Below are 15,815 nucleotides of genomic sequence, written 5' to 3' on the forward strand. Positions count from 1 at the left end.
CCGAGGATCAGTGCGAATGCGGCGAAGGTCGCGCGTCGTGGGCCGGTAGGGCGTCTTCGCGTGTTGCGTCCCAAGGGTGCTCTCCTGCGCTTGTGGCGTACCGGGCATGAAAATCCCCCCGCCCCATACGTACGGGAGCACTGGCGTGTTCACGCGTCTCGAAAACTTTCGGAGAACTCTCATGAAGCCGCCAACACCCGGACCCCGCCGGTCTCGTGGACCGGCGGGGAACCGCAGGTCAGCGGAAGTTCACATCACTGCACAGGAAGTAGGTCTGGTCCATGTGCGACGCCTGCCAGATCGTGTAGACGACGTGCCGGCCGCTCAGGCCCGAAGTGCGCACGGGAATCTCGTAGTTCTGGCTGGGCGCGTACTTGCCGGTACGCGCGACGAGCCGCAGGTCGTTCCATGTCAGCGGCTGGGTGGCGGGGTCGAAGCCCTGCCGTGTGACGTACACCAGGAAGTAGTCGGCGCCGTGGCTGGCCTGGTCGTACAACTTCACGGTGAAGTCGGCGCCGATGTCGGCCGTCTTCCAGGCGCCCACCGTGTCCAGGGAGTTGTACCGGCCGCCCTCAGTGCGTCCGCCGCTGCACAGCTGGCCGTCGGGGACCACGGCCTGGAAGTTGCCGCCCGAGCCGTTGCGGTACAGGCCGTTCCAGTTCCACATGGCGTTGGGGTTGTCCTGCCACGCCTGCCAGCACATGGGGTCCTGCTGCGCCATCGCGGGGTTCTGGAAGTCGCTGCCCCAGCGCAGCCAGCAGCCGTAGTTGCGGGAGGCCGGGTCGACGACCGAGCCGTGGGCGACGGCGGTGCCACTCCAGGGGAGGACGCTGAGCAGCGCGGCGACCAGGACGCTCACGGCAAGCGTCAAGCGGGAGCGGACCCTATGAGCATGACCATGACAATTCATGATCTCCTTCTTTCGGATGTGGGGGTTGCAGTGCTCTCGATGCCGTTCCGTGGGGGTGCGGGAGCGTGCGTGTGGGAGCGCTCCCGCACTGCCAGGCTGCGCCGGATGGCCGGGGTCGGCAACGTGCGTTTGCGCCACTTCCGTGCCTCGTGGCGTGTTCGATGCGTCGAGAGGGTCTTTCAGAGCCGGTCGAGTTCCTTCGTGGTGCGGCCGAGGTAGGTGGCCGGACCGGGCTCGGGGAAGTCCAGTTCATGGAAGCCCATGCGGTCGTAGAAGGCCCTGGCCCGGGTGTTGGCGGTCGCCATGGCCAGGTGCACGGCCGGCACTCCCCTGTCCTGGAGGGTCGCCAGGAACGTCCGCATCAGGCGGCGGCCGTGGCCGCTCCCCTGCCACTCGGGCAGCAGGTCGATGTGCAGGTGGGCGGGGTAGGCCGCGAGTTCGCGCAGCACCATCCGCTCGGGGTTGTGCAGCAGTTCCGCCATCGCCTCGTCCGGAGTGCGGGGCGGCTCCGGCGGCTTCGGGTAGCGGTCGGCGACCAGCGGCAGCCATGTGCTGCGGAAGGCCTCGGCGAAGCGCGCGGTGTCCGCGGTACCGAGGATGTAGCCGACCGCCCGTCCCTGGCCGTCGTCCAGCACGAACGCCAGGTCCGGCTCCAGATGGACGTACGGAGCCGCGAAGGTGACCGGGAAGATGCCGGGGTCCGTGTAGTGAGGGCGGCTGTCCTGGCCGTTGTGCGCGGTGCGGACGCAGATCTCGTCCAGGGCCGGACGGTCCTCGGGGCGGTACGGGCGGATGGCGGGGAGCGTGGTCATGACGGCATCGTGCCCGCGCTGGGAGCGCTCCCGCAATCCGATCGGAGAGGCTGGAGCGGCGGTGGAGCAGCGGGGGTCCTGCGAGGGCGAGTCGGCCAGGGATGGTCTTCGACCGAGCGCGGCTTAACCGCACGGCTCGGGGTTACCCGGCTCCCATGGTGAAGCTGCATATTCCGGGACGAAAAGAACATCACACGAGCGAGGCCCCGCCTCGGGACTCCTCGCCGGCCCGGGCTGCCGCTCCGGCCGCGGAAAGGCCCGGCCCCGGGCCCGACCAGGAGCCCGGCCCGGGACCCGAGGTGGAGCGGGCCGCGCCGGACAGCCCGAGTGAACTCCCCCGGAAGTCGTGGGGTGCGGTGCTGAAGGGGAGCCTGCGGGAGTTCAAGGACGACGAGCTGGCCGACCGGGCGGCGGCCCTCACGTACTACGGGGTGCTGGCGCTGTTCCCGGCGCTGCTGGTGCTGGTGTCGCTGCTGGGCCTCACCGGCAAGTCGACCACCGACAAGGTGCTCGACAACGTCCAGCAGCTCGCCCCCGGCTCGGCCCGCGACATCATCACCCGGGCCGTCGAGCAGTTGCAGGGCAACGCCGGGATCGGCTCGCTGATGGCGATCGTCGGTCTGGTCCTCGCGGTGTGGTCGGCCTCCGGCTACGTGGGGGCGTTCATCCGCTCCGCCAACGCCGTCTACGACATGCCCGAGGGCCGGCCGGTGTGGAAGCTGCTGCCGGTGCGGGTGGCCGTGACGGTCGTGCTGATGGTGCTGGCCGTGATCAGCGCGCTGATCGTGGTCTTCACGGGTGGACTGGCCCGGCAGATCGGAACCACGCTCGGGATCGGGGACACCGCGCTGACGGTCTGGTCGATCGCCAAGTGGCCTGCTCTGGTGGTGCTGGTCACGATCATGATCGCGATCCTGTACTGGGCGACCCCGAACGCCAAGGTGAAGGGGTTCCGCTGGATCACGCCGGGCAGTCTGCTGGCTCTGCTGATCTGGATGATCGCGTCGGCCGGCTTCGCGGTCTACGTGGCCAACTTCGCCTCGTACAACAAGACCTACGGCACGATGGCCGGCGTCATCGTCTTCCTGGTGTGGCTGTGGATCACCAACCTGGCGATCCTGCTGGGCCTGGAGTTCGACGCCGAGACGGTCCGGCAGCGGGCCATCGCCGGTGGTCATCCGCCCGAGACGGAGCCGTACACGCAGCCGCGTGACACCCGTGCGTGGGACGAACAGGACCGGCGCCGCATGGAAGGGACCTGATCCGTTCAGCCCATGAGTCCGGCGGCGACCGTCGCGCCCAGTTCCCAGCACTTCTCGATGTCATCCTTGCCGGGCTCGCCGGTCACCGTCACGGCCTCGGCGGCGCGGCGCCAGCCGAGACCCGTCGTGATCGACTCGATGCCCCGCACGGCCCCGGTGACGTCGTTGCCACCGTGCACCCAGTAACCGAAGGGCCGGCCGCGGGTCGCGTCGAGGCAGGGGTAGTAGACCTGGTCGAAGAAGTGCTTGAGGGCGCCCGACATGTAGCCGAGGTTGGCGGGGGTGCCGAGGAGGTAGCCGTCGGCGGCGAGGACGTCGGAGGCGGTGGCGGCGAGCGCCGGCACGCGGACGACCCGGACGTCCTCGATCTCGGGGTCGCTCGCCCCGGAGACGACGGCTTCGAACATCGCCTGGCAGTTGGGCGAGGGCGTGTGATGGACGATCAGCAAGGTGGCCACGTCGACCGACCTTACAAGTCGTGACGACCATGAGTGTCCGGCGCGAGAACTGGTACCCGTCCGTCGCTCTCCGTACGAGAAAGGAAGGTACCGCCTTGTCACAGGTAGAGGAATCCATCGAGGTCCGCGTCCCGGTGCACACCGCGTACAACCAGTGGACGCAGTTCGAGGACTTCCCCCAGTTCATGGACGGCGTGGAGCGTATCGAACAGCGCACGGACACCCTGACGCACTGGGTGACGAAGGTCGGCGGCCAGGAGCGGGAGTTCGACGCGGAGATCACCGAGCAGATCCCCGACGAGCGGGTCGCCTGGACCACCGTGAACGGCGAGGCCAAGCAAGCCGGTGTGGTCACCTTCCACCGGATCCAGGACGACACGACCAAGGTCATGCTCCAGATGGAGTTCGACCCCAGTGGCCTGGCCGAGACCGTGGGCGACAAGCTCGGGTTCGTGAAGCGGCAGGTCTCCGGTGATCTGCGGCGGTTCAAGCAGTTCATGGAGGCCCGGGGGACGGAGACCGGGGCCTGGCGCGGCGAGGTCTGATCCGCGGGAACGACGGCCGCCACCACTGATCGTGGTGGCGGCCGCCTTCTGTCTGCCGGGCTGTCCTGGCGCTGTCGTCGCCCGTTCCTACGCCACCGCCGGCCGGGCCGTCCCGCTCTGCAGCCGTTCCCGGACCTCCTGGGTCAGGCCGTTGAGGCGCAGGGCGAGTCGTGTCGCGGCGTCGTAGAGGGTGTGGACCGCCTGGAGGCGCTCCAGGCGCGGGGCCAGCGCCGAGAGGGCGATGGCCAGGGCCACGCCGGCCCAGCCCACGGGTCCCAGCGGGGTGCAGCCGAAGAAGTGGCTGACGCCGGGCGTCTGGACGAGGGCGGCGAGCACGGCGGCGGAGCCGAGGGCAGTGACCCACACCAGCGGGCTGTGGCGCCGGCCGGAGAGGGTCTGCACGAGCTGGGCGCCGACCACGCCGCACAGGGCCATGGTGGTGGACCGGCGTTCGGTGCCGGGGGTGAGGCGGCCGATGAGGTACGCCGTGACCGCGCCGAGGCAGGTGGTGATGCCCCGGCGCCGGATGGAGCGCAACAACGGCGCGCCGAGGACGTCGAGACCCATCGGGCCGGTCGCGGCGTGCTCCGCCGTCGAGGGATCGTCGCTCGGCGTGACCGCCACCGCCATGGCCGGGAACATGTCGGTGAGCAGGTTGACCAGCAGCAGCTGACGCGTCGACAGGGGCGAGGCGCCGGCCAGCAGGGTGCCGAGGACACTGAAGCCGACCTCGCCGGCGTTGCCGCCGATGAGGATGCTCACCGCGTCGGCGACGCTGCGCCACAGGGCACGGCCCTCGGCGACCGCGTCCACCAGGACGGACAGGTCGCCGGAGGTGAGCACGAGGTCGGCGGCGTTGCGGGCGGCCGCGGAGCCGCGGGACTCGATGCCGACCCCGACGTCGGCGGCGCGGATGGCAGCGGCGTCGTTGGCGCCGTCACCGGCCATCGCCACGACCCGTCCGGCCTGTTGCAGCGCCTCCACGACGTGCAGCTTCTGCTCGGGTGCGACCCGGGCGATGACGCCCGCACCGCGCAGCACCCGGACGCGTTCGCGGCGCTCCATGGCGACGAGTTCGTCCCCGGTCACCGCCTCGGTCTCGTCCGGCCAGCCCAGTTGCAGGGCGATGGCGCGGGCGGTCTGCGGGTGGTCGCCGGTGAGCATGACGGGCAGGATGCCGGAGCGGCGCAGTTCCGCGAGCAGGGCGTGTGAGGTCTCGCGGGGCACGTCGGCGAGGGCGACGAAACCGCTGAACTCCAGGTCCGCGAGCGGCGCGTCGAGTTCGGCGTCGGCGTCGCCGGCCCGGCAGGGGCGCCGGGCGACGGCGAGGACGCGCAGTCCCTGTCCCGCCAGTTCGTGGGCGGTGTCGGTCGTGCCGTCGGGGAGGTTCCGGCAGGCGGGCAGGATCGTCTCGGGGGCGCCCTTGACGACGAGGAGTTCGCCGAAGTCCGGGTCGCCGTCGCGGCCGACCGCGGCGGCGTAGCCGCGCCGTGTCTCGAAGGGCAGCTCGCCGGTCGGTGTCCAGCCCTGGTCGGGCGGGGCGACGTCGAGGACGGCCTCGTCGGTGGCGTGCGCGACCCGGCGGCCCTGTCCCGTCTCCTCCTGCGGGCACGCGCGGGCGGCCAGGCGCAGGAGCGGTACGGCCTGTTCGGACTCCACGGACAGGACGGTGCCGTCGGCGGTGGCGACGCGGACCAGGCGCAGTTTGTTCTCGGTGAGGGTGCCGGTCTTGTCGAAGCAGACGGTGTCGACCCGCCCGAGCGCCTCCAGGGTGCGCGGGGTGCGGACCAGGACGCCGCGCCGGGACAGCCTGCGGGCGGCGGCCATCTGCGCGACCGTCGCGACGAGCGGGAGCCCCTCCGGCACGGCGGCGACCGCGACCGCGACACCGCCGCTGACGGCGCGTCGTACGGGGCTGCCGCGCAGCAGGGACAGCCCGGTCACGGCCGCGCCGCCGGTGAAGGTCATCGGCAGGGCCTTGCTGGTCAGTTCCTGGAGCCGGGCCTGTACACCGGCGGGCGGCGGGGTGCGGGCGGCGAGCGTGACGGCGCGGCCCGCCTCGGTCTGGTCGCCGGTGTCGACGACGAGGGCGGTGGCGCTGCCGGCCACGACGGTGGTGCCCTCGAACACCATGCAGGTGCGCTGGGCCACCGGCAGGCCGGGGGTGGCCTCGACGGTCTTGGCGACCGGGAGGGACTCGCCGGTGAGCGCCGACTCGTCGACTTCGAGACCGTCGACGTCGAGCAGCCGGGCGTCGGCCGGTACGACGTCGCCGGCGCCGAGGGTGATCTCGTCGCCGGGGCGCAGCCGGGCGGCGTCGACGGTGACGGTGCGCCTGCGGCCGTCCCGCTTGCGGGCCTTGGGCTGCTGCCGGGCAGCCAGCCGGGCCAGTGCCTGTTCGGCGCGCATCCGCTGGAGTCCGCCGGTCACGGCGTTGAGGTCCATGGCGCCGACGACCAGCAGCGCGTCGACGAGCGAGCCGAGCAGCGCCGAGGCGACGGCGCCCGTGGCCAGGACGGGGGTGAGCGGATCGTCGAGTTCGCGGCGTACGGCGCCGGCGGCCTGCCAGGTCCAGCGGACGGGCGCCACGGCCGGGTGGCGGCCGACGCGAGCGGCCTGCTGCCGCGAGCGGTCGGCGAGCAGGGCGAGTCCGGTGGGCTCCCCGTCGCGGTCGGTGCGTCCCAGCCGGTCACGGGCCTCGTGGGGTTCCAGGGCGTGCCAGGGGATGTGCAGCCGGGGCGGGGGCGGGGTGGCCCGGGCCACCCGGACGGCTTCGAGCCAGCCCGTGAGCAGGGCGTTCGCGGCGGCGATGTTGACGGGGGCGTGCCGGGTGAGGGGCCACAGGAGCCTGCGGCCCGGGGGCTGCCCGCCGCGCGCGACCAGGAGCCCCGACAGGGCCGCCCCCGCGCGGGCCAGGGTCTGCGAGCGGCGTGCGACGCGCCGGGCCGCCGGGATCGCCGTCAGCAGCCGCCAGACGTCGGGGAGTCCGCCCGGGGCCAGCGCGTCGGCGCCCCAGGAGACGGCCGCGCGGTCGTCGGTGAGGGCGATCGCCACATCGCCGGCGGGCAGTCCGGCCGCCACGTGCCCGTCGCCGGAGCCGTCGAGGCGGGCGACGGTCAGCACGACGTGACCGTCGTCCTGGAGGGCCCGTACGACGTCTCCGAACGGCTTGGCGCCGGGGGCGACCTCGTCGGCGAGCCGGGTGATGTCCCTCAGGTCGGAGCCGCCGGCGATCACGACGTGCAGTCCTGCCCGGCGGGCGGCGTCGAGGACGGCCTCGGCGAAGGGATGGACCGGGTCGTCGGCCGGCCCGTCCAGGTCGCGTCCGGCGTCCTGCCGCCGGCTGCGCAGGGCGTCGGCGTGCAGGACGAGGGCGTCGGCGATCTCCAGCTGGCGCAGGCGCTCCGCGCTGCGCACGAGGATCCCGGCCCGGGCGAGGAAGGTGCCGAGGGTCGCGTTGAAGGCGGCCGGTCCGTACCGGGCCGCCTTAGGGGATCCGGCGAGGACGGCTTCGGCCGCTTCCCCCGCGGAGTGCGTGACGAGGAGGGTGGCGGCGGCGCCGGCGAGGCTGCCGGTGCTGGCGTGGGAGGCGTACTCCTGCGCGGGCGTCACCTTGAGCGGCGGCCGGGTGTCCGGGGGGCAGGGCAGGCTGGTGCGCTGCTCGTGGCAGATGTCGTCGTGCAGTGCCTCGAAGGCCGCGGCCCTGGCCACGGCTTCGGTCAGCTGACTGCTGCGCAGCAGGCCGTCGAGCACGAGCGCCAGCGGGGTCTGGCCGACGCCGTGCGCGGCGGCGTTCGCGGCGGCGAGGACGAGTTCCATGCCGTGGGTGCCGAGCCTTTGCCGGAGCAGCGCCCGGAAGCGGGGGTTCTCCCGCAGCAGCATGACGGTGGCGGTGACGATGCGTGAGGTGGGCGGCAGGCGCAGGGACCGGCCGGCCAGGGCACCGGCGGCGCCTGCGGCGTCCAGCAGGATCGCCGCCGCGGTGAGGCGCACTTCGCCGGGGTCGCCGGGGTGGGTGGCCTCCTCGGCCTCGGGGTCGGCGCCCTCGGTCAGGCCGAGGCGGGTGGCGAGCGCGGTGGCGCGTTCGCTGACGCGGTCGGTGACGGCGTCCTCGGCCACGGTGATCACCAGGCGGGACAGTCCCTCGTCCCAGTACGCCGCGATGACGTCCGGGTGGTCGAGCAGTTCCCCGGCGACCTTGCGGGCGATGCCGCCGATGTCGCCGTCGGACCGCCGAAGGGCGATGTGGACGCGCTGCCCCGCCTGCCAGTGCTGTGCGCCGGACAGGGCGTTGCGCGCGACGTTGCGGACGCGCCGTGTGGTGTCGTAGGCGGACGTCACTCCCTGGGCCGTGCTGCGGGCGGCGCCTGCCGCCGCCCCGGCCATGGCCCCGACGAGCGGGGCGACGTCGAAGCGTGTGAGCATCTCCTGTTGTCCCGACTCAGCCGTTGGGCCGGCTGTCGTGTCCGTGCCGGTGTGCCTGCTCTCGGTCCGGCTCCTCGCCGTGCGGGTCGTGGTGCGCGGTGGCCTCGGCGACCTGCTTCAGCGCGGAGGCGGTGACGGTGTCGCCCACCTTGGCGGGCTGTTCGTGGACGTGGTGTTCCGGGCGGTTGTGCCGGTAGTGGGAGGGGGCGAGCTTGTCGCCGGGGCCGTACGAGGAGGTGCCCTCGTCGTCCGGCACGACCTGGACGTCGGCGCCGCGTTCCCCGGCCCCGGCGGTCTGCGTGCCGCCGTTCCCCGACGCGCCGTCGGGACGCTGTCCCGGCTTCGGCTGGGTCAGCCAGGCGACGGCCGCGCCGGTCAGCGCCACCGGCCACTCCACGACTCCGGCCACGCCGAGCACTCCGGCACCGGCGTAGACGGCCATCCGGCGGCCGCGCGGCGACACCGCGCCGATCCGGTCCAGGGCGTCTCCGGCCACCTTGCCCACCTGCTCCGCACCCGGCAGATGCCTCAGCCCCGAGGCGACGGCCCGCAACGGCTGCGGAAGATCGGGCGAACGTGATGTGTCCTGGTTCATGGCGACCTCCACAAGCGCGTTGTCCAGCGGCTTCCACCGGTTTCCCAGCTCTCTGCCCCATATTCCGCCTTTGCCGGAGCGAGCGCTTGTCGTGTTCGGCCGAGGCCGCGATCGGGTCTCAGTCGATGTCCCGCAGGCCGGTCTCGCCGTGGTGGACGCCGCCCATGCCGCGCTTGATGTACGACTGTGATCCGCCGCCCACGGCGGAGATGACGATCATGCCGCCGGCGGCGATGCACTGGCTCGCGGTGACTGTCCGCCGGGCGCGTCACGTCGGCGTGCGCGGGCGCGGTGAAGCCGCCATGACCAGGGCGGTGAGCAGGACGTACGGCGGCTTGTTCACGGGGTGCTCCTTCCTACGGGGGTGGGGCGTCGACGCCATGGCGAAAAGCGGGCCTCGGCTCAGGTGCTCGTCGAGACCTGCCGTGTCGGGGGCACCGCTCCGGGTACTCAGAGCAGGCACGCAAGGCCGTCACGGGTCCGGGCGCCGCGCGGCGGCGGGTGTCCGGTTCGGCGAATGGAGTGGTCATGACGCAGAACGGTGATGACGCGACGCTCGTCCGGCGACCGGGAATCCCCGATTTCCGGCTGGCCCCGGACCAGCCCGAGCCCGCGCCGCCCGCGCCGCCACAGGACCCGCAGGCCGACGAGCCGCCGCAGGAGCTGCCCCTGGACCGCAACCAGGCGATCCTGGAGGCGGCCAAGCAGGTCGGTGCCGTGCTGAAGCGCAAGGGGCATCTGTTCGCGCTGGCGGGGAGCGTGGCCGCCTACGCCCACGGCGGGGAGAAGAACCTCCAGCACGACGTCGACTTCGCCATCCGCCCCGAGGACGCGGACGCGGTGGCGGCCACGCTCCGCGAGGCCGGGCTGACGGTCTACAGCCCGCCGGAGGACTGGCTGATCAAGGCCACGTGCTTCGGCCAGCCGGTGGACATCATCTTCGAGCTGGCGCACCAGCCGGTCGGCGCGGACATGCTGGAGCGGGCGGAGGAGGTCTCCGTCGACTCGGTGCGCATGCCCGTACTGGCCCCGACCGACCTGCTGTGGAGCCTGATCGCCGCCTTCTCCGAGCACCACTGCGACTTCGGCGCGGCCCTGCCCATCGCGCGTGCCCTGCGCGAGAAGGTCGACTGGGAACGGGTGCGGCGTGAGTGCGGGGACGCTCCCATGCCCGCCGCCTTCTTCTTCCTCCTGGAGCGCCTGAACGTCATCTGATGCCGTCTGATGCGGAAGGAACACCATGACTACCCACGGCTCACAGCACACGGGCGGCGGGGAGCCGGCGCAGAACCTGGACTACCGGATCGCCCACCTCCAGGAGCGCCTCGCCTCCGGTGAGCTCGGTGAACTGGGCGTCCGGGTCGAGGCCCGCGGCCAGACGGTGCTGCTCACCGGCACCGTGCCGTCGGCGCCCTGCCGCGAGGAGATTCTGCGCACCGTCCACGAGGAGCTCGCCGGATTCCCGGTGCACAGCGACCTCGTGGTGACCGAGACGTCCTCCCCCGACCACGCGGAGGAACTCGCATGATCCGCATCGCAGCCGTCGGAGACATCCACCTGGGGCCCGGCGACCAGGGCCTGCTCCGCCCCGCCTTCGAGACCCTGCCCGAGTGCGCCGACCTCCTGCTGCTGGCCGGCGACCTGACCCGGCACGGCACCCCCGAGGAGGCCCGGGTGGTGGCCCGGGAGATCCGGGACCTCGGGGTCCCGGTGGTCGCCGTGCTGGGCAACCACGACCATCACGACGACCGGCCCGACGAGGTCACGGCCATCCTCCGGGACGCCGGCGCCCACGTCCTGGAGGGGCAGGGGACGGTCGTGACGAGCGGCGGGGCGCGGATCGGCGTGGCCGGCACCAAGGGGTTCGGCGGCGGCTTCGTCGGCCGCTGCGCCGGGGAGTTCGGCGAGCCGGTCATGAAGGAGTTCGTCAGGTACTCGCGCCGGTGCGCCGACGGCCTGCGCACGTCCCTGGAGCAGTTGGGCGAGGAGGGCTGTGACGCGCGGATCGCCCTGACCCACTTCTCCCCCGTCCCGGACACGCTGGCGGGCGAGCCGCTGGAGATCTATCCGTTCCTGGGCAGCTATCTGCTGGCGGAGGCGATCGACACCGCCGGCGCCGACCTCGCCGTGCACGGGCACGCGCACGCCGGCACGGAACACGGCATGACGAGCGGCGGCGTGCGGGTGCGCAACGTCGCCCAGCCGGTCATCGGGCGGGCCTTCCACGTCTACCACCTGCCCGTCCACGACCACGCCGCCACCACCGGGGCCGCAGCACCCGCGGCCCACTAGACGGCCCGGTCCCCCTCCGCCGCTCCATGGTGCTCGACCGGGTCGAGTACTTTTTCACACCTCAGGGATGAGTGGTTGACCCTCGTGCCACCACGCGCAGGGTGCGGACGGAGGAGTCCGCCGCGTCGGGGATGAGGACCCCGTGCTCGACACCGCTGCGCAGGTAGTCCAGGACCTCGTCGGTGACCACCTCGCCGGGTGCCACGACGGGCACGCCCGGCGGGTAGGGGCTGATCATCTCCGCGGCGATCCGTCCCGCGGCCCGCTCGGCGGGCACATGCTCGACCGGGGCGAAGAACGCCTCGCGGGGCAGCATGGCCTGCTCCAGCTCCAGGGCCGAGGGCTCGGGCAGGTGGACCGGCGGCCGCCGCTCGATGGTGTCCGCCCGCTCGACGAGCTCGGCCAGGGCGTCCACCAGGACCGTCTCGGTCTCGTCGTCGTCCGCGTACGTGATCGAGGCGCTGACGCGGCAGGTATCCGAGCCGCCGACGTCCACGTGCCGGTGGGTGCGCAGCCACTCCGAGGCCTGCATGCCGCTGATGCCGAGCTTGCGTACGTCGATGACGAGCTTGAGCGGATCGAGGTCGGCGGCGAGCCCCTCCTCCACGACCTCGCGGCCCATGGGCCGCAGACCCGGCAGCTCGGTGACCGCCGCCCGGATGCGTTCGGCCCGGCGGATGGCGGCTTCCAGGAGCTCGTACCCCTGTTCGACCATCTGGCGGCGCCAGCCGTCGAGCGTGGCGTACACGAGGGAGGAGGCGCTGGTGGTGCCGAGCAGGTCCTCGCGCTGCCTGAGGGCCTCGGGCGAGACGCGGTCGTACTGGAGGTGGAAGACGGAGCTCTGTTCCACGGCCCCGCCCATCTTGTGCACGCTCGTCACGACCAGGTCGGCCTCGGCGTCCATCCCCCAGGCGGGCAGGCCGGGGTGGAACGGCAGGTGGGCGCCCCAGGCCTCGTCGACGATGACGGGCACGTCGAACTCGTGGCACACCCGGGCCACTCCCCCGATGTCCGCGCAGGAGCCCCAGTCGGTGGGCGTGATGAGCAGCATGCCCTTGGCGTCGGGGTGTTCCCGGAGCCGCCGGCGGACGTCGTCGGGCTCGGGCGGGTGGGCCAAATGCCGTTCGGCGTCGGACTTCGGGTGCACCCAGATCGGTTCGACGCCGTTGACGACGACGGCCGCGATGACCGACTTGTGGGCGTTGCGCGACAGCAGGAGCTTCTCGCCCGGCCCGGCCGCGGCCAGCATGGCGGTCTTCACGGACAGGGAGCTGCCGCAGGTCGAGAAGAACGCCTGCTCGGCGCCGACCGCGTCCGCCATGAGCTCTTGGGCCCGGCTGAGGACGCCCTGCGACTGGCGGCGGTCGTCGAGGCCGTTGAGGGAGAGCACGTCGGACCGGAACACGTCGAGCCCGACGATCTCCGCCACCCGTGGGTCCACTCCCCTGCCCTGCTTGTGGCCCGGCGGGCCGTAGGCGATGTCGCCGCGGCGCCGGAAGTCCTCCAGCGCCTCCAGGACGGGCACGCGCGAGTGGTCCATGGTTCCTCCCAGGTCCGGCCCGCCCGGCCGCCGCCGCGGCGTCCACACTGTCGTGGCCCGACGGGTACACCGACCGTGTTGCACTCCGGCACCGGTCGAAACGCCGTGCTGTCGCGGCACCGGGCGGTGCCCGCCCAGGGGCACCGCCTCACGGCCCGGACAGCCGCGGGCGTGTCGTGGCCGCCCTAGCTGCGGGCAGTCGTGCCTCCCCCAGTGCCTTAAGGGCCTGGGAGGTACCCCCAGGCGGCACGGGTGGGCGCAGCGGCACCTCGTCGCGCCGAGCTGCACATCGCCCCGCCCGCCCCTACCGGGGACACCCTCGCGGGTTATCTGCGGGCTCAGGCCACGACGCCGCGCGTGTCGCCGCACCCGGCGGTGAAACCCGGTCGGGGACACACCGCAGCCGACGCCGGGGAGGTTCCTGTGGAGCGCACGCTCGACGACGTGCACCAAGCCGTTCGGGAAGAGGTGGCGGCGCGGGCCGAGGCGTTGTGGGGCGTGGCCTCGCTGCTGCACGCCGAGCCCGAGTACGCCTTCGCCGAGCACCGGGCAGCCGCTCTGCTGTCGGGTGAGCTGGAGCGGGCCGGTTTCGTCGTGGAGCGCGCAGTGGCGGGGATGCCGACCGCGTTCACGGCGCGCTCGGGCGAGGGCCGGCCCGCCGTGGCGCTCCTGCTGGAGTACGACGCCCTGCCCGGCCTCGGTCACGCGTGCGGCCACAACCTCATCGCGGCGGCGGGCCTGGGAGCCGCGCTGGCGGTGGGGGCCGTGGTGGTGGAGGCGGCCGGGTCGGTGCTGGCGGTGGGCACGCCCGCCGAGGAGAGCGGCGGCGGCAAGGCCCTGGAGGTGGAGGCCGGGGTGTTCGACGGCGTCGACGCGGCGCTGATGTTCCATCCGGGCGTCCACAGCTGGGTGCGGGCGCCGCTGACCGCGCAGGTGCAGTACCGGGTGGCCTTCCACGGCCGGTCCGCGCACCCCACGGGAAACCCGACCGAGGGCATCGACGCGCTCGCGGCGCTGGTGGAGCTGTTCAACGTGCTGGCCGTGCTGGGGCGCCGGCTGCCGGAGGGCTCGCACGTGCAGGGCATCGTCACCCAGGGCGGCATCGCCACGAACATCGTCCCGGAGTACGCCGAGGGCCTGTTCGGGCTGCGCGCGGCCACGACTCCGGCACTGGAGGACCTCACGGCGCAGTTGCGGGAGTGTGCCGCCGGGGTGGCCCGGGCCACGGGCACGACCGCCGAGGTGGAGCGGGCCACCGTGCGCTACGAGCACTTCCGGGACAGCGAGACGCTGTCCGAGCGGTTCGCCGCGCACCTGTCCCGGGCCGGGATCCCGCTCTCACCGCCCATGCCCGGGGTGTACCTGGGCTCGTCCGACATCGGGAACGTCAGTGGGCGGGTGCCCGCCATCCACCCGTTCGTCGCGATCATGGACGAGGACGGCTCCGACCACACGCCGGAGTTCGCCGAGGCCGCCGCCTCGCCGCGGGCCCGCGAGGTGCTGGTCGCCGCGACGGAGGCCCTCGCGTGCACCGCCGTGGACGTCCTGCTGTCCGAGGAGCTGCGCGCGCAGGCCTGGGCGCGGCACGGGGCGGCGTGAACCGGGTGAGTGCTTCCGCCCCGGGCGGGGAACCCGGCGAGCGCTGTACCCACCGACACCCTGGAGAGGGCCATGAGTCTGTTGCGCGTGCTCGGCCGTCCCATGCTGGCCTCGATGTTCCTCACGGGCGGCCTGAACTCCGTCCGCGACCCGGAGGCCGTCACCCCGGCCGCCGAGCCTGTCGTCCAACCGGTCACCGAACGCGTCTCGGCGCTGCCCGACCGCACCGAGCAGGTCGTACGGCTGAACGGCGCCGTGCAGGTCGTGGCCGGGCTGATGCTGGCCACCGGGCGCATGCCGCGTCCGGCCGCGCTGGCCATCGCGGCCACGCTGGTGCCGACGACGCTGGCGGGGCACCGCTTCTGGGAGGCGGAGGATCCCTCGGAGCGTGCCCAGCAGCGGATCCACTTCTTCAAGAACATGTCCATGCTGGGCGGGCTGCTGATCGCCGCGGACGACACCGGCGCCCGCCCGTCGGTGGTGTGGCGCGGCAGCCACGCCGCCCGTGGCCTGCGGCGGGACGTGGGTCTGGTGCGGCGCTCCGTCCGTGCCACCGCGGGCCCGGCCGCGGTGGCCGGGCGTGTCCGGGCCAAGCTCCCGGCCTGACGCCCACCGGGGCGATCCGACCGCGCGTTAGCCCCCTGGGGCCCTGGGGACCCGGGGGCTGGAGGTGAAGGACATGGGACACGGAGGAAACGTCATCGACGAGCTGGTGACCGATCACCGCGAAGTCGAGGAGATGTTCGGCAAGATCGAGGGGCTGCCGTCCGGTCACAAGGACCGCAAGATGTACGCGGACCAGGTCACGATCGAGCTGGTGCGGCACTCGGTGGCCGAGGAGGCCTACCTCTATCCGGCCGTACGCGAGCACGTGGCAGGCGGTGACGCCCTCGCCGACCAGGAGCTCCAGGACCACGCCACCGCCGAGCGGATCATGAAGGACCTGGAGGGCTGTGATCCGGGCGACGCCGACTTCGACCGGCTGATGGGCATGCTGATGAGCGAGATCCGTTCGCACATCGCCGACGAGGAGGGCAACCTCTTCCCGGCCCTGCGGCAGGCCTGTCCGGCGGACGCGCTCAACGAACTGGGCGAGAAGGTCCGGAAGGCGAAGAAGACCGCCCCGACCCGGCCGCACCCGGCCGCTCCCGACAAACCTCCGGCGAACAAGCTCCTGGCTCCGGGCACCGGCATGGTCGACCGGCTGCGCGACGCGCTGACCGGTCGCGGCAAGTCCGAGTAGAGAAGACAGCGAGAAGGGTCCGTCGCCGTGGCGACGGGCCCTTCTCGCTGTCTTCTGTGGTCTTCGCCACGTGCTGCGGGCCCGGGCAGGCCCCTGTGATCGACAACTGTGATCAACCACACTCGCGGCCGCAA

General features: G+C 72.9%; 14 protein-coding genes. 8 read left to right on the forward strand and 6 right to left on the reverse strand.

Translation table 11 applies throughout. The annotated features are described in order from the left end of the window. Positions 1–238: 238 nt before the first annotated feature. Positions 239–910 (reverse strand): lytic polysaccharide monooxygenase auxiliary activity family 9 protein, encoded by a 672-nt coding sequence (locus tag AC07F0_RS27485; RefSeq protein ID WP_478982743.1) that lies wholly within the window; start codon positions 908–910, stop codon positions 239–241. A gap of 179 nt (positions 911–1,089) precedes the next feature. Further along, positions 1,090–1,722 (reverse strand): GNAT family N-acetyltransferase, encoded by a 633-nt coding sequence (locus AC07F0_RS27490; protein WP_478982745.1) that lies wholly within the window; start codon positions 1,720–1,722, stop codon positions 1,090–1,092. A gap of 101 nt (positions 1,723–1,823) precedes the next feature. Here AC07F0_RS27490 and AC07F0_RS27495 point away from each other — a divergent pair, with 101 nt between their 5' ends. Then, on the forward strand, positions 1,824–2,984 hold the full coding sequence (locus AC07F0_RS27495; protein WP_478982747.1) for a YihY/virulence factor BrkB family protein: 1,161 nt from the start codon (positions 1,824–1,826) through the stop codon (positions 2,982–2,984). Positions 2,985–2,989: 5 nt separating this feature from the next. Here AC07F0_RS27495 and AC07F0_RS27500 read toward each other — a convergent pair whose 3' ends face one another. After that, positions 2,990–3,442 carry a flavodoxin family protein gene (locus AC07F0_RS27500; protein WP_478982749.1) on the reverse strand — a complete coding sequence of 151 codons (453 nt, stop codon included), beginning with the start codon at positions 3,440–3,442 and terminating at the stop codon, positions 2,990–2,992. Positions 3,443–3,537: 95 nt separating this feature from the next. On the opposite strand from AC07F0_RS27500, the gene AC07F0_RS27505 reads away from it, so the two are divergent. Further along, on the forward strand, positions 3,538–3,987 hold the full coding sequence (locus tag AC07F0_RS27505; protein ID WP_478982751.1) for an SRPBCC family protein: 450 nt from the start codon (positions 3,538–3,540) through the stop codon (positions 3,985–3,987). Between the two features lie 87 nt (positions 3,988–4,074). Here the strand turns inward: AC07F0_RS27505 and AC07F0_RS27510 are convergent, their stop codons facing one another. Both AC07F0_RS27510 and AC07F0_RS27515 read right to left on the reverse strand, forming a co-directional pair. Further along, positions 4,075–8,412, reverse strand: a complete 4,338-nt coding sequence (locus AC07F0_RS27510; RefSeq protein ID WP_478982753.1) for a cation-translocating P-type ATPase — start codon at positions 8,410–8,412, stop codon at positions 4,075–4,077. A 16-nt stretch (positions 8,413–8,428) separates the two neighbouring features. Continuing rightward, positions 8,429–9,007, reverse strand: a complete 579-nt coding sequence (locus tag AC07F0_RS27515) for a hypothetical protein (protein ID WP_478982755.1) — start codon at positions 9,005–9,007, stop codon at positions 8,429–8,431. A gap of 528 nt (positions 9,008–9,535) precedes the next feature. On the opposite strand from AC07F0_RS27515, the gene AC07F0_RS27520 reads away from it, so the two are divergent. The 3 genes from AC07F0_RS27520 to AC07F0_RS27530 are packed head-to-tail and all read left to right on the forward strand — an operon-like array spanning position 9,536 to position 11,299. Continuing rightward, complete coding sequence (locus tag AC07F0_RS27520) at positions 9,536–10,222, forward strand: nucleotidyltransferase family protein (protein ID WP_466206197.1); 687 nt, start codon at positions 9,536–9,538, stop codon at positions 10,220–10,222. 25 nt (positions 10,223–10,247) lie between these two features. After that, positions 10,248–10,535, forward strand: a complete 288-nt coding sequence (locus AC07F0_RS27525; protein WP_478982757.1) for a BON domain-containing protein — start codon at positions 10,248–10,250, stop codon at positions 10,533–10,535. Beyond that, complete coding sequence (locus AC07F0_RS27530; RefSeq protein WP_478982759.1) at positions 10,532–11,299, forward strand: metallophosphoesterase family protein; 768 nt, start codon at positions 10,532–10,534, stop codon at positions 11,297–11,299. The genes AC07F0_RS27525 and AC07F0_RS27530 overlap by 4 nt, the downstream gene beginning before the upstream one ends. Positions 11,300–11,360: 61 nt before the next feature. Here the strand turns inward: AC07F0_RS27530 and AC07F0_RS27535 are convergent, their stop codons facing one another. Next, a complete protein-coding gene (locus AC07F0_RS27535; protein ID WP_478982761.1) occupies positions 11,361–12,839 on the reverse strand; it encodes an aminotransferase class I/II-fold pyridoxal phosphate-dependent enzyme in 1,479 nt (492 codons plus the stop codon). A gap of 423 nt (positions 12,840–13,262) precedes the next feature. Between AC07F0_RS27535 and AC07F0_RS27540 the strand changes: the two genes are divergently transcribed. From AC07F0_RS27540 to AC07F0_RS27550, 3 genes are all read left to right on the forward strand, one after another. Beyond that, the gene (locus tag AC07F0_RS27540) at positions 13,263–14,438 is read left to right on the forward strand and encodes an amidohydrolase (protein ID WP_478982763.1); all 1,176 of its coding nucleotides are present in this window, start codon (positions 13,263–13,265) and stop codon (positions 14,436–14,438) included. 72 nt (positions 14,439–14,510) lie between these two features. Continuing rightward, positions 14,511–15,044 carry a DoxX family protein gene (locus AC07F0_RS27545; RefSeq protein WP_478982765.1) on the forward strand — a complete coding sequence of 178 codons (534 nt, stop codon included), beginning with the start codon at positions 14,511–14,513 and terminating at the stop codon, positions 15,042–15,044. 73 nt (positions 15,045–15,117) lie between these two features. Next, positions 15,118–15,681 (forward strand): hemerythrin domain-containing protein, encoded by a 564-nt coding sequence (locus AC07F0_RS27550; protein ID WP_478982767.1) that lies wholly within the window; start codon positions 15,118–15,120, stop codon positions 15,679–15,681. The last annotated feature ends 134 nt before the right edge of the window (positions 15,682–15,815 follow it).

The organism is Streptomyces sp. NPDC045955 (genome assembly GCF_056430805.1).

Bases quoted from the DNA above. Each gene is read 5' to 3' on its own strand.
- AC07F0_RS27485 (WP_478982743.1), bottom strand. From the start codon at position 910: ATGAATTGTCATGGTCATGCTCATAGGGTCCGCTCCCGCTTGACGCTT.
- AC07F0_RS27490 (WP_478982745.1), bottom strand. From the start codon at position 1,722: ATGACCACGCTCCCCGCCATCCGCCCGTACCGCCCCGAGGACCGTCCG.
- AC07F0_RS27495 (WP_478982747.1), top strand. From the start codon at position 1,824: ATGGTCTTCGACCGAGCGCGGCTTAACCGCACGGCTCGGGGTTACCCG.
- AC07F0_RS27510 (WP_478982753.1), bottom strand. From the start codon at position 8,412: ATGCTCACACGCTTCGACGTCGCCCCGCTCGTCGGGGCCATGGCCGGG.
- AC07F0_RS27515 (WP_478982755.1), bottom strand. From the start codon at position 9,007: ATGAACCAGGACACATCACGTTCGCCCGATCTTCCGCAGCCGTTGCGG.
- AC07F0_RS27520 (WP_466206197.1), top strand. From the start codon at position 9,536: ATGACGCAGAACGGTGATGACGCGACGCTCGTCCGGCGACCGGGAATC.
- AC07F0_RS27525 (WP_478982757.1), top strand. From the start codon at position 10,248: ATGACTACCCACGGCTCACAGCACACGGGCGGCGGGGAGCCGGCGCAG.
- AC07F0_RS27530 (WP_478982759.1), top strand. From the start codon at position 10,532: ATGATCCGCATCGCAGCCGTCGGAGACATCCACCTGGGGCCCGGCGAC.
- AC07F0_RS27535 (WP_478982761.1), bottom strand. From the start codon at position 12,839: ATGGACCACTCGCGCGTGCCCGTCCTGGAGGCGCTGGAGGACTTCCGG.
- AC07F0_RS27545 (WP_478982765.1), top strand. From the start codon at position 14,511: ATGAGTCTGTTGCGCGTGCTCGGCCGTCCCATGCTGGCCTCGATGTTC.
- AC07F0_RS27550 (WP_478982767.1), top strand. From the start codon at position 15,118: ATGGGACACGGAGGAAACGTCATCGACGAGCTGGTGACCGATCACCGC.